Origin of the sequence: Streptomyces sp. WZ-12, from assembly GCF_028898845.1 — a bacterium.
Classification (GTDB): domain Bacteria; phylum Actinomycetota; class Actinomycetes; order Streptomycetales; family Streptomycetaceae; genus Streptomyces.
This window is the reverse complement of record NZ_CP118574.1, coordinates 3,772,751-3,785,249: the sequence shown is the minus strand read 5'-3', so window position 1 is coordinate 3,785,249 and position 12,499 is coordinate 3,772,751. Positions and strand designations below refer to the sequence as shown.

The window sequence follows — 12,499 nt, the reverse complement described above, 5'->3', positions numbered from 1 at the left end:
GCGGCCGTTCAGTTCGGGTTGAGGCCGTGGGTGCGCAGCCACGGGAGCGGGTCGACGGCCGCGCCGCCGGCCGGCCGGACCTCGAAGTGCAGGTGCGGTCCGGTGGAGTTCCCGGAGCTGCCGGAGTAGGCGATGGTGTCGCCGGCCTTGACCGTCCCGGAGCGGACCTTGGTGCTGCTGAGGTGGCAGTACCAGGTCTCGGTGCCGTCCGGCGAGGTCAGGATCGCCATGTTGCCGTAGGCGGAGTTCCACTGGGTGTGCATGGTGCCGTCGGTGGCCGCCATGACGGGGGTGCCGTAGCCGACCGGGAAGTCGATGCCGGTGTGCACCGACATCCAGTTGACCCCGGCCTGGCCGAAGAGCGCGCTCAGCCCGTGCTGGGTGACCGGCAGCACGAACTTGGGGCGCTCCGCCTCCTTGCGGGCCGCCTCCGCCTCCTTGCGCTTGCGCTCCAGCGCCTGCCGCTCCTTGAGGTCCAGCCGCTCCTGGGTGCGGCTGGCCCGCTCGCGGAAGTCCTGGGCGCTGGCGCTGAGTCCGGCGAGTTGGTTGTCCAGCTTCTTGTTGGCCGCGGTGGCCCGCGTCGTGGTGCCGGCGTCCGGCGCGGACCGGGTGGTCGCCTCGTCCTTGGACTCCCCGCCGAACTGGCTGACCGAGGCCGCGGCCGCCGCGCAGACGCCCATTGCCGCCACCGAGGGCACCGCGACGGTCAGCAGCGCCGACCGCTTGGCCTGGCGGCGGCGGCCGCGGCCACGGGCCGCCCGGCCCTCCGCGGGAGCGCTGCCGCGCCGACCGGTGGCCGGGGCTTCTGGGGCCTCCGGGGCCTCCGGGACGGCGGTGACGGGCATCGCCTGCGTCATCGCCTCGGCGATCGACGCGTCGTCCGGCGCGGGGGCGTTGACGTCACCGCCGTCGGCGAACTCCGCGAGCGGCTGGTCCCATACGACGGTGTCGTCGGCGGGCGGGCCGGCCTGGGCCGGGATGCCGGGGGCCGGGTCGAGCGGGCGGGCGTGCGGATCGGCGTAGTCCGCGGTCGACCACACCGCGGTGGCCTCGTAGCCGATCGGCTCCTGGACGGCGGTGGCGGCGGCCGCGAACGAGGCGGTGTCGTAGGCCGCGTTGTCGTGGGGCGCGGAGCCGTAGGCGGTGCCGCCGTAAGTGCCGGTGTCGTAGCCGGATTCGGGGTAACTGCCGGTCGGGTAGCCGTCGGTGAGGACATCGCCGGTGCCGTACGGGGTGGTGCCGTACGCCGTGCCGTCGAAGCCGTCGGCCGGGTAGCCGCCGGTGTCGTAGGCGGCGCCGTGGGCCGTCGCGTCGTGGCCGCCGGGGTACCCGTAGGCGGCGCTGTCGTACCCGGTGGCGTACGCGTCGGTGCCGTAGCCGGTGGCGTCGTAGCCGGCGTGGGGGTACGGGTCGTAGCCGCCGCCGTAGGTGCCGGTGTCGTAGCCGGTTCCGGGGTAACTGCCGGTCGAGTAGGCGCCGATGGGGTGTCCGGCCGGGTCGTAGGCGCCCATGCCGTAGGCGTCGGGGTGCGAGCCGAAGAGGGGGTCACCGTCGCCGTATGCCAACTGTGCACGGGAGGCGTCGGAAGCGGGGGCGTGAGAAAGCTGAGCCCCTGACGGGTGACGGTCGTCCACCAACTTCTCTTTCGCCTCGGCTGCAGGAGAATTAGCGGCGACTGTACCCGGCGGTACGCGACGCCCACAATCTTCCCGAAGTTTCGGGCTCGGCGGGGCCGGGCATTTGCGCACCTTCCGGCGGCGCACATGCGCGTTCTTGGCGACCCGTTCGACGGTCGTTCGACGCGGCGGCCGGGAAATGACGGGGGCGGGGCGGCCGGGCGTCGACGAAGTGACGGATCACGCCGCCGATCATGTCGCCGATCACGCCACCGGCATTGACTGCGCCGGCTATTGAACTGACTGCGCCGGATCATTGCGTCAGGCCACCGGGAGCGCGTCGATCAGGCCACCGATATCGCGTCCGCGTCCGGCCGGGCGGCGGCCGAGGCGGTCAGCGCCTCCCTAATCCCGGCCGCTACCGTCGCGTTGACCGGCAGCGCGAGGTGCCCGACGTCGTCGACGTGGACGTTCTCGGCCCGCAGGTCCGGGTGGACGATCCGGGCCGTGGTGGCCGGCACCATCACCTGGTCCGCCGCGCTCCAGAACGCCACGCAACGCGTCCGGCAGCGCGGCGCCGGAAGCGCCAACTCCGCTACCACGTCGGAGTCCGGGCGCATCTGCCGGACGATCGGATGCGCCGACATCAGGGGCGCGACGCGGGTGCCGGAGTGCGGTGTGCCGAGCGTGATCAGCGTGCGGACGCGGGCGTCGCCGCCGCGCCGCTGCACGTAATAGCGGGCGATCAGGCCGCCGAGGCTGTGCCCGACGATGTCCACCCGGTGGTGGCCGGTCCGGGCGCAGAACTCCTCGACATGGCGGCCCAACAGCTCGGCGGCGCTGCGCAGATCGCAGGTCAGCGGGGAGTAGTTGAGCGCTTCGACGTGGCGCCAGCCGTGGCGGTGCAGGGAGTGGCGCAGCAGGACGAAGACCGAGCGGTTGTCGACGAAGCCGTGGAGCAGCAGGACCGGCGGGTGGGCGCGGCCCTCGGTCGGCAGCCGGGCCGCGGAACCGGTCGCCGACGGTGCGGACAGGGAGCGTTCTTGGGCGATACCGGTTGGATAGAGGATCAAGTGGGCGACGAGCACCGCCGCGTCCACCAGTGTGGCGCGGAGCGAAGCGGTGGTGGAGAGAACAGTCAGGGCCCCCATGGCCGACCTCCCGAACGGCACGCGGCAGGCGGCGATGACCCCCGAATGCCCTTGAGGGAAGCCGCGCGCGGCGATGGCGAGGCGGTGGGGCCGGGCGTACTGGCCCGACCGCGGCTCCCCGGGCGCCCGACCCGCGCGTGCGTCGCCGGCCGTCCCTGGCGGCGGTGCGACACGCGGAGCGCGACGCGTAACGGATGTGTCCCGTGTGTGATTTCCCCCTCGCCGGATGTCACGAAACGGCTGGGTACGGGATGCTGTAGATAACGTTCGTTCACGCTCGTGGCCGCCGGATCGCGGTGGCGCGACCGAATGTCGGCTCGGCGGCACCGCCCTGGCGGTGCCGCACATGTCTTGGAGGCAGTGATGAGTGTGGCGCGGCAAGACGGGGCGCAGGCGGAGGGCCAGGGCGCGGCGGGCCGGTCGGGGCCGATCCGGGTCGTCGTCGCCAAGCCGGGGCTGGACGGGCACGACCGGGGGGCCAAGGTCATCGCCCGGGCGCTGCGGGACGCCGGTATGGAGGTGATCTACACCGGGCTGCACCAGACGCCGGAGCAGATCGTGGACACCGCCATCCAGGAGGACGCCGATGCGATCGGGCTGTCCATCCTCTCGGGTGCGCACAACACCCTCTTCGCGAAGGTGTTGGCCCTGCTGGCGGAGCGGGACGCGGCGGACATCAAGGTCTTCGGCGGCGGCATCATCCCGGAGGCGGACATCGCCCCGCTGAAGGAGCAGGGCGTCGCGGAGATCTTCACTCCGGGCGCGACCACCGCCTCGATCGTGGAGTGGGTCACGGCGAACGTCCGCCCGTTGGCGGTGTGAGCCGGCCGGGCTGGGCGGCGCGTACGTGGGGGACGGCCCGTACGCGCCGGATGGCCCGGGCGACGCGGACGGACTTGGCGGTCCGCACGCCACGAAGAGCCCGGGTGGCCCGGGTGGTGTGAACGCGTCGGGCGGCTCGTGTGCGTCGGGCGCCTCGTACGCATCGGACGGTCCGTACGCATCGGGTGGTCCGTACGTCGTGGAAGGGCCCGACTGCGGGCGTGGGCCCGGGCGTTGGCGGTACGGGACCGGCGCGTTCCGGGGGCGGGGGACGAGGGCGGACGCGGGGGTCATGACGGCTCTCCGGAGAGTTCGGCGTGCATGGTGGCGCGCAGCCGGAGGGTGCCCACCAACCGCTGGAACGCCTCGGCCCAGTAGCCGCCGGAACCCGGGGAGGCGCCCTCCGGCTCGTCCGTGAGCGCCGTGAGCATCTCCAACCGGTCGGCCGCCGCCGGGTCCAGACAGCGCTCGGCCAGGCCCATCACCCCGCTGAAGCTCCATGGGTAACTGCCCGCGTCCCGGGCGATGTCCAGCGCGTCGACCACCGCCCGGCCCAGCGGCTCACTCCATGGCACCGCGCAGACGCCCAGCATCCGAAAGGCGTCAGCGAGGCCGTGCATGGCGATGAACTCGGCTACCCACCGGGCCCGTTGGTCCCCAGGGAGCACCGTCAGCAGCTTCGTCAGGTCCCGGGAGGAGCCGGCCGGCGCCAGCTCGGTGGCGGCCTGTCCGGGGTCCCCGGGCGCGCCCAGCAGCGCCCGCGCCCAGCCGGCGTGCCGCTGGCGGACCGCGGCGCGGCACCAGGCGTCGTGCAGCTCCGTCCGCCAGTCGCCGGCGACCGGGAGCGCGACGATCTCCGCCGGGGTGCGGTCGCCGAGGTGGGTGGTCCAGCGGTCCAACGGGGTCGCCTCCACCAACTGCCCGAGCCACCACGCCCGTTCTCCTCTGTCGGACGGCGGCTGCCGGGTGACGCCGTCCCGCTCCATCCCGGCGTCGCAGCGCCGCGGCGGATCGACGGCCAGGACCTCGGCGCTGGCCGGGGCTCCGGGAGCCGGGCGGGACGGTCGTACGCAGGTCAGACTGCGCTCGGCCATCCGGGCCGCGAGCGCGGAACCGGGCAGCGCGGAGAGCAGCTCCGCGGCGATCGCGCGGACATTGCGGCTGCGGTCGGACAACGCCTGTTCCAGGAACGGCTCGTCGGCCGGGGTGAGGGCCTCGCCCAGGGAGTCGAGGAACATCAGGCGGTCCTCGGCGCGCTCGGTCGCCCAGGTGGTGGCGAGCAGCTCCCGGCCGGCCTCCGGGGCGCGGCGGCGCACCGCGGTCAGCAGCGCCACCCGCTCCGCGAACAGCCCCTCCTCCCACAGCCGTTGGACCGCCTCCGGGGTATCCGTCCCCGGCAGGGACAGTGCGCCGCCGATGCCGCGGAGCGCGAATCGCCAGGCGTCGTTGAGGCGCGCCAGCCACAGACCCCGGGGGCCCGCCAGGGCGAGCGCGGCGGGCCGCAGGTCCGTACGGGCCCGGGCGGCGTCCAACAGGGCGGGCAACAGCGCCTCGGGGGCGCGGTAGCCGTGCTCGCCCGCGGCGGCCAACCACTGGGGCAGCAGCTCGGTGAGATCGGGGGCCGCGCCGCGCCGGCCTCCGGAGCCGGCGCCCCGGTCGGCGAGCAGGAACGCCAACCGGCGGCGCGCGGCCGGCGGCAGCGGCGGGCGCGGGTCGACGGGCGCCGGGGCGAGCCGTTCGCCGGCCGGAGCGGGGCGCAGTGCGGCGCGCCGCCGCACGGTGCTCAGCGCCGCCGCATCCAACAGCGCGGCCGCAGCGCCCTGTCCGGCCCGCACGGTCACCGGCGGGGTGCGTCGCTCGGTCCCCAGCAAGGCGGCGCTGACCAGGTCGGGCCACGGGGCGGGGGAGGGGAGCTGGGGGTGGGGGTGCGTTGGGGGAGAGGGGTGTGATGGGCATGTGGTGCCTCCGGAGGGGGAGTTGGGCTGCCTGGGAAGTGGGAAGCGGGAAGAGTGCGAAGGGGGGAGTTGGGGGGAGTCGCCGGGCGGGCCGGTCAGGCCGGCAGTGGTACCGGGGTCGGGTCCCAGGCCGTCAGGGGCAGGAAGCCGCGGTGGCCGCATTCGCCGAAGACCGTGAGCGGCGCTCCGCCCGATATGGACACCAGTGACCACAGGGCCGCATGGCCCAGACCGCGCGGGTCCAGGGGCAGGGCGGACTCGCCGTCGACATCGGCCAGTTGCCAGCCGTCGCCGTCCCCGGCCGGTAGCGGGACGACGTCGGTGAGCACCACCGGCCAGGCGTCCAGCCAGGGGTCGTCGCGCAGTGCGTGCCCGTACGCGGCCAGGGCGGCGTCGACGCCACAGCCGGACGGGACCGGGCCCGGGGCCGCGGGGGCGTGCCGCTCGCCGAGGGCGGCACGCAGCGGGCGGGCGCCCGGGTAGTAGGCCAGATCGGCGTCGAGCAGCAGGCCGGGCGGCAGGGCCACGTCCAAGGGGCGGTGCGGGCCGCCGAAGGAGAGGTGCAGCGCCATCCGGCCGGTCCGCTCGCCGCGGAGGAAGATGCGGCGGCTGGTCAACGGGCCCTCCTGGGCGTCCTGTTGGGCCAGGACGAGCCAGCGGTCCCGGACCGTCACCGCATCCGGGGCGGCGAGTACGTCCGCGGCGTCCGTGGTCAGCCCGACGCGGGACCGGGCCGTCGCCGCGAGCGGGGCCGGCAGCCGCTCCATGCCCAGGAAGCCCTGGTCGAGGAGGTGCAGCAGGGCGCACTCCTCCAGGAGGCGGGACGGCCAGTCCGGCCCCGATGCCGGGAGGGTCCCCAACTCCCGGACGCGGGCGGCGAGCCCGGGAGCCTGGGCGTCGACCATCCGGGCGGCGGTCTCGTCCCAGGAGCCGCGGCCGCTGACCGTACCGTCCTCGCGCGCGGCGCTCCCGCCGCTGTGACCGGCCGTCGTGAGGCCGGAGTGCAGCAGATCCTCCAGCCGCCGCTCCAACTCGGTGGCCCCGGCGGCGATTCGCTGCCGACGGCGCTCCGCCCGCTGCCGGGCCGCCTCCGGATCCGCCGGCGTACGGGACGGCGCGCCGGCCCCCTCGGCGCCCGTCGGCCGCCCGGGCCGCTGCCACCGGGCCGCCAGCCACTCCGTCGCCCACGGCGGGGGGTCCCCGTCCGCGGCCGCGCCGCCCGTCGCGCCGCTACGGTCCCCGGTCCCGGCCTCGACTTCCCTGGCGGGGACGGACCCGGCCCAGCGGAGCAGCAGTCCCAGCGCGTGCTTGCAGGGGGTCTTCCGGCTCGGACAACTGCAGTGGAATACGGGGGCGTTGGGGTCGTAGAGGTCGATGACCGTTTGGTAGGCGGTGGTGCCGCTGCCTTCGGACTCTCCCCACACCGCGCCCGCGTGCCCGTCCGCGCCCACGCCCGTGTTCGTGCTCGTCCATCGGCCCGATGCCGCGAGCCGCTCGGCCGCCGCGCGCGAAGCCTCGTCAGGCGCCAGCGCGAGCACCCGTTCCGTCGTCCAGCGTTCCCCGTGCGCACTCATCTCCGACCCCCAGCGGATGTTCGTCGATCGCCGTCGACCTCCTGCGGATGTGCTGTCTCCGACGCTACGGCCGACCACTGACAACGCCTGCCGAAGGCCCCGAACTCCGCAGGTCAGAACGGGTTTTGGGGCCGTTGTCAGTGGTCGGGTGCAGGCTTGGAATCGCAAGCGGTCGGCGGGATCGGCGCGGGTGCCGGCCGCGCATCGTGCGACGAGGGGGAGAGATGTCCGAGAACGGGATCACGACGGCAGGCGATGCGGTGCGCGACGCGGCGGGCGAAGCGCGTGAGGCGGTGGGAGGAGGCCGCGGCGCGGCGGGGGAAGCGGTGTGGCCGGCGTCCGTGGGGGAAGCGCTGCGGCCGCACGCCGAAGTCGCCTTCGCGGCGGAGTTGTCGGCGCTCGCGGCGGTCGACGACCGGCCCCGGCCGGAGCGTTGGCGGCTCTCGCCGTGGGCGGTCGCGACCTATCTGCTCGGCGGCACGCTCGCCGACGGCACGGTCATCACACCCAAGTACGTCGGCCCACGGCGGATCATCGAGGTCGCGGTCACCACCCTTGCCACCGACCGCGCCCTGCTGCTCCTCGGCGTGCCCGGCACCGCAAAGACCTGGGTGTCGGAGCATCTGGCGGCGGCGGTCAGCGGCGACTCCACCTTGCTGGTGCAGGGCACCGCCGGCACTCCCGAGGAGGCCATCCGCTACGGCTGGAACTACGCCCAACTGCTCGCCCACGGGCCCAGCCGGGACGCCCTGGTGCCCAGCCCCGTCATGCGCGCGATGACGCAGGGCATGATCGCGCGCGTCGAGGAGCTGACCCGGATGCCCGCCGACGTCCAGGACGCCCTCATCACCATCCTCTCGGAGAAGTCCCTGCCGATACCGGAGTTGGGGCAGGAGGCGCAGGCCGTCCACGGCTTCAACCTGATCGCCACGGCCAACGACCGCGACCGCGGGGTCAACGACCTCTCCAGCGCGCTGCGCCGCCGCTTCAACACCGTCGTGCTGCCGCTGCCCGCCACCGCGGACGACGAGGTGGACATCGTCGCGCGTCGGGTCGAGCAGATCGGCCGCTCGCTCCGCCTCCCGCCCGCCCCCGAGGGGACGGACGAGATCCGGCGGGTGGTGACGGTCTTCCGCGAGCTGCGCGAAGGCGTCTCGGCCGACGGCCGCACCAAGATCAAGTCCCCGTCCGGGACGCTCTCCACGGCCGAGGCCATCTCGGTCGTCACCAACGGACTGGCACTGGCCGCCCACTTCGGGGACGGAGTGCTGCGTCCCGGGGACATGGCGGCCGGCATCCTCGGCGCGGTGGTCCGCGATCCGGCCGCGGACCGCGTCGTCTGGCAGGAGTACCTGGAGACCGTGGTGCGCGAGCGCGACGGCTGGAAGGACTTCTACCGCGCCTGCCGGGAGGTGAGCGCATGACCAGCGGGCGCGGGCGCGTAGCCGGGGACGGGCACGGGGATGAGCCGGTGTTGCTCGGGGTGCGGCACCACGGTCCCGGTTCGGCGCGGGCGGTGCGGGCCGCGCTGGAACGGTGCGCGCCCCGCGCGGTGTTGATCGAGGGGCCTCCGGAGGCGGACGACCTGGTGCCGTTCGCCGCCCGAGCGGAGATGCGGCCGCCGGTCGCGCTGCTCGCGCACGCCGTGGACGACCCCGGACGGGCGGCGTTCTGGCCACTGGCCGCCTTCTCTCCGGAGTGGGTGGCGTTGCAGTGGGCACTGGAACGCGAGGTTCCGGTGCGCTTCATCGACCTCCCGGCGGCGCATGCCCTGGCCCTGGCGGACGAAGAAGAAGGAGGGGGAGGGGAGGCAGGAGAGGCGGGCGAGGCGGATTCCCCGGGGAGCGCGGGCGGCTCGGGCGGTGCGACGGCCGAGGGGTTGCGGCTGGACCCTCTCCGGGTGCTCGCCGAGGCCGCTGGGCACGACGATCCCGAGCGCTGGTGGGAGGACGTGGTCGAGCACCGCGCGGCGCACGGGCCGGGGGCGGACGCGTTGGCTCCGTTCGCCGCGCTCGCCGAGGCCATGGCGGAGCTGCGCGCCGCTTACGGCGACGGCGGGCACCGCCGCGATCTGGTGCGGGAGGCCCAGATGCGGCTCCGACTGCGCTCCGCCCGGCGGGAGTTCGGCGACCCCGTAGCCGTGGTGTGCGGGGCCTGGCACGTTCCCGCACTGGCCCCGCGGCCGCGCTCGGGCGATCGACGGACGCGCCGCACGGTGGCGGCCGACCGGCAGCTCCTCAAGGGCCTGCCGAAGGTGAAGACGGCGGTGACCTGGGTCCCGTGGACCCACCGCCGGCTGGCCCGACGCAGCGGCTATGGCGCCGGTATCGCCTCCCCCGGCTGGTACGGGCATCTCTTCGCAGCCCCCGACCGCCCCGTGGAGCGCTGGCTGACCAGGGTTGCCCGGCTGCTGCGCGAGGAGGACCACGCCGTCTCGTCGGCCCACGTCATCGAGGCGGTGCGGCTCGCCGAAGGGCTCGCGGCGGTCCGCGGTCGCCCGCTGGCCGGGCTCGCCGAACTGGACGACGCGGTCCGGGCCGTGATGGGCAACGGCTCCGACGCGCCCTCCGCGCTGATCCACGACCGGCTGGTGGTCGGCGACGTACTGGGCCAAGTGCCCGAGGACGCCCCGGCCGTGCCGCTCCAGCGGGACCTCACCCGCTGCCAGCGCTCTCTGCGGCTCAAACCCGAGGCGGGGGAACGGGAGTTGGAGCTCGACCTCCGCAAGGAAACCGACGCCGGCCGCAGCAGGCTGCTCCACCGCCTGCGGCTGCTCGGCATCCCCTGGGGCGAGCCCACCCGCTCCCGGGGCAGCACCGGTACCTTCCGGGAGACCTGGCGGCTGCGCTGGGAGCCGGAGCTGTCGGTGCGGGTCGCGGAGGCCGGCGTATGGGGCACCACGGTGCTCGCGGCCGCCACCGCCAAGGCCGCCGCGGACGCTCCGCAGGCCGCCACCCTCGCCGAGGTCACCGCGCTCGCCGAGCGCTGCCTGCTCGCCGAACTGCCCGGCGCGCTCGCGGTGGTGATGCGGGCACTGGCCGACCGCGCGGCCCTCGACGCGGACGTCGGCCACCTCGCCCAGGCCCTGCCCGCCCTGGTCCGGTCGGTGCGCTACGGGGACGTCCGCGGCACCGACGCGGCGGTGCTCCGCGGGGTGGCACTGGGGCTGGCCGACCGGATCTTCGTCGGCCTGCCCCCGGCCTGCTCGGGCCTGAACGCGGACGGCGCGGCCGAGATGCGCGGCCACCTGGACGCCACCCACCGGGCCGTCGGCCTCCTCGGACAGCGGGAGGAAAGGCCGGAGACGGCGGGCATGGCGGAGACGGCGGGCATGGCGGGGGCCGTGCCGATAGGGGGAGTTGCGGGGGCGGGGCGGGCGGGGGCGCCCTCGCCCTCGTCGTCCGGTGTGGCCCCGGAGACGACGCCTCTACGGGAGCGCTGGACCGCCGTGCTCCGGCTGCTCGCCGAGCGGGAGGGCATCCCCGGGCTGCTCCGCGGGCGGGCCACCCGGCTCCTGTTGGACGACGGACGGCTGCCCGACGACGGTGCGGAGCGGCTGATGGCGCTCGCCCTCTCGCCCGGTGCCCCACCCGCCGATGCCGCGGGATGGATCGAGGGCTTCGTCGGCGGCCAGGACGGCGGCCTGCTGCTGGTGCACGACGCACGGCTGTTGGCGCTGGTGGACGGCTGGCTGACGGGCGTGCCGGACGGCGCGTTCCGGCACGTACTGCCGTTGCTGCGGCGCACGTTCGCGGAGTACGACGGCGGAGTGCGGCGCAGCCTCGGCGAGCTGGTCCGGCGTGGTCCGTCCGACGGCCCCCGCCACCCGGCGGCCGGCCCGGAGGACGCGGCGGCGCCCGGCTTCGGCCCCGGCCTGGACCGCGACCGCGCCGCCGCCGTCCTCCCGACCCTCCGACTCCTGCTGGCCCTACCCCAACGCGGCGCGGCGGACGAGGACATGGAGGAAAGCGGGGCCGCAGCGGCTGCCGCGGTCGCGACTGACGGTCGCGGCGGCGCGGACACCGGCGACTCCGTAGACACCAGCGGAAACACGGGCACGCGGGGACCACGACAGCCCAACGACCTGACGGGGGCGGGAAGATGACCATCGAGACGGACCGGGAGTCAGACCGGAGGACGGACCGGGAGGCCGAGCGGCTGCGTCGCTGGCGGCTGGTGTTGGGCGGCGCCGCCGCGGACGGCACAGGTTGCGCGCTGCGCGGCGCGGACGCCGCGCGGGACGGGGCGTTGGAGGCGCTCTACGGGCAGCGGCCGCAACCGCGGCCGGGCCGCGGCGCGCGCGACGGCGGCGGTACGCGGGCGGCCGGGCTCGGCGCGTCGGCGCCCCAAGTGGCCCGCTGGCTGGGCGACATCCGGCGGTACTTCCCGTCCGCCGTGGTGCAGATGATGCAGCGGGACGCCATCGACCGCCTGGGGCTGTCCACCCTGCTGTTGGAGCCGGAGATGCTGGAGGCCGTCGAGGCCGACGTCCACCTGGTCGGCACCCTGCTCTCGCTGAGCAAGGTGATGCCCGAGACCACCAAGGAGACGGCACGGGCCGTCGTCCGCAGGGTCGTTGGGCAACTGGAGGAGCGACTGGCCACCCGCACCAGGGCCACCCTCGGCGGGGCCCTGGACCGCGCCGCGCGGATCGCCCGACCCCGGCACCGCGCCATCGACTGGGACCGCACCATCCGGGCCAACCTCCAGCACTACCTCCCGGAACACCGCACCGTCGTCCCCGAGCGGCTGATCGGATACGGGCGCGCCGCCCGGTCGGTGCGGAAGGAGGTGGTGCTCTGCATCGACCAGTCCGGTTCGATGGCGGCGTCGGTGGTGTTCGCCTCGGTGTTCGGGGCGGTGCTGGCCTCGATGCGGGCGATCGACACCCGGCTGGTCGTCTTCGACACCGCGGTGGTCGACCTGACGGACCATCTGGACGACCCGGTCGAGGTGCTGTTCGGGACCCAACTCGGCGGCGGTACGGACATCAACCGCGCGCTGGCGTACTGCCAGTCACGGATCCAACGCCCCGCCGACACCGTCGTCGTCCTCATCAGCGACCTCTACGAGGGCGGCATCCGTGGCGAGATGCTCAGGCGGGTCGCCGCGATGAAGGCGTCCGGGGTGGAGTTCGTGACCCTGCTCGCGCTCTCCGACGAGGGCACGCCCGCCTACGACCGGGAGCACGCGGCGGCCCTGGCGGCCCTGGGGGCACCGGCGTTCGCCTGTACACCGGACCACTTCCCGGAGGTGATGGCGGCCGCACTGGAGAAAAGGCCGCTGCCCATACCGGACATGGCGGAGCAACGGTGACAGGACGGTGACAGGAAGTCCGGGGGGACTTGCGTGGCACCTGGCGGGTCGTGCAAGGATCAGGG

The 12,499-nt window shown here is 75.0% G+C and carries 8 protein-coding genes; 4 read left to right on the top strand and 4 right to left on the bottom strand.

Annotation, left to right across the window (positions count from 1 at the left end; translation table 11 throughout):
* Window positions 1–8 precede the first annotated feature (8 nt).
* Together PV796_RS15895 and PV796_RS15890 are read right to left on the bottom strand one after the other, a co-directional pair.
* Complete coding sequence (locus PV796_RS15895) at window positions 9–1,634, bottom strand: M23 family metallopeptidase (RefSeq protein WP_274913833.1); 1,626 nt, start codon at window positions 1,632–1,634, stop codon at window positions 9–11.
* 326 nt (window positions 1,635–1,960) lie between these two features.
* A complete protein-coding gene (locus tag PV796_RS15890; protein WP_274913832.1) occupies window positions 1,961–2,767 on the bottom strand; it encodes an alpha/beta fold hydrolase in 807 nt (268 codons plus the stop codon).
* 363 nt (window positions 2,768–3,130) lie between these two features.
* Between PV796_RS15890 and PV796_RS15885 the strand changes: the two genes are divergently transcribed.
* Window positions 3,131–3,589: a cobalamin B12-binding domain-containing protein gene (locus PV796_RS15885; protein WP_274913831.1), complete on the top strand. Its 459-nt coding sequence runs from the start codon at window positions 3,131–3,133 to the stop codon at window positions 3,587–3,589.
* Between the two features lie 290 nt (window positions 3,590–3,879).
* Here the strand turns inward: PV796_RS15885 and PV796_RS15880 are convergent, their stop codons facing one another.
* Both PV796_RS15880 and PV796_RS15875 read right to left on the bottom strand, forming a co-directional pair.
* A complete protein-coding gene (locus PV796_RS15880; protein WP_446750598.1) occupies window positions 3,880–5,706 on the bottom strand; it encodes a DUF5691 domain-containing protein in 1,827 nt (608 codons plus the stop codon).
* Window positions 5,640–7,118, bottom strand: a complete 1,479-nt coding sequence (locus tag PV796_RS15875) for an SWIM zinc finger family protein (RefSeq protein WP_274913829.1) — start codon at window positions 7,116–7,118, stop codon at window positions 5,640–5,642. Before PV796_RS15875 ends, PV796_RS15880 begins: the two co-directional genes overlap by 67 nt.
* Before the next feature lie 224 nt (window positions 7,119–7,342).
* Here PV796_RS15875 and PV796_RS15870 point away from each other — a divergent pair, with 224 nt between their 5' ends.
* From PV796_RS15870 to PV796_RS15860, 3 genes are read left to right on the top strand one after another with little or no spacing between them, the layout of a single operon-like run.
* Window positions 7,343–8,542 (top strand): ATP-binding protein, encoded by a 1,200-nt coding sequence (locus PV796_RS15870; RefSeq protein ID WP_274913828.1) that lies wholly within the window; start codon window positions 7,343–7,345, stop codon window positions 8,540–8,542.
* On the top strand, window positions 8,539–11,223 hold the full coding sequence (locus PV796_RS15865) for a DUF5682 family protein (RefSeq protein ID WP_274913826.1): 2,685 nt from the start codon (window positions 8,539–8,541) through the stop codon (window positions 11,221–11,223). Before PV796_RS15870 ends, PV796_RS15865 begins: the two co-directional genes overlap by 4 nt.
* Window positions 11,220–12,434 carry a VWA domain-containing protein gene (locus tag PV796_RS15860; RefSeq protein WP_274913825.1) on the top strand — a complete coding sequence of 405 codons (1,215 nt, stop codon included), beginning with the start codon at window positions 11,220–11,222 and terminating at the stop codon, window positions 12,432–12,434. Before PV796_RS15865 ends, PV796_RS15860 begins: the two co-directional genes overlap by 4 nt.
* Window positions 12,435–12,499 lie beyond the last annotated feature (65 nt).

Coding starts and splice junctions, on each gene's coding strand:
- PV796_RS15890 (WP_274913832.1), bottom strand. CDS start 2,767: ATGGGGGCCCTGACTGTTCTCTCCACCACCGCTTCGCTCCGCGCCACA.
- PV796_RS15885 (WP_274913831.1), top strand. CDS start 3,131: ATGAGTGTGGCGCGGCAAGACGGGGCGCAGGCGGAGGGCCAGGGCGCG.
- PV796_RS15880 (WP_446750598.1), bottom strand. CDS start 5,706: ATGCGGCCACCGCGGCTTCCTGCCCCTGACGGCCTGGGACCCGACCCC.
- PV796_RS15875 (WP_274913829.1), bottom strand. CDS start 7,118: ATGAGTGCGCACGGGGAACGCTGGACGACGGAACGGGTGCTCGCGCTG.
- PV796_RS15870 (WP_274913828.1), top strand. CDS start 7,343: ATGTCCGAGAACGGGATCACGACGGCAGGCGATGCGGTGCGCGACGCG.
- PV796_RS15865 (WP_274913826.1), top strand. CDS start 8,539: ATGACCAGCGGGCGCGGGCGCGTAGCCGGGGACGGGCACGGGGATGAG.
- PV796_RS15860 (WP_274913825.1), top strand. CDS start 11,220: ATGACCATCGAGACGGACCGGGAGTCAGACCGGAGGACGGACCGGGAG.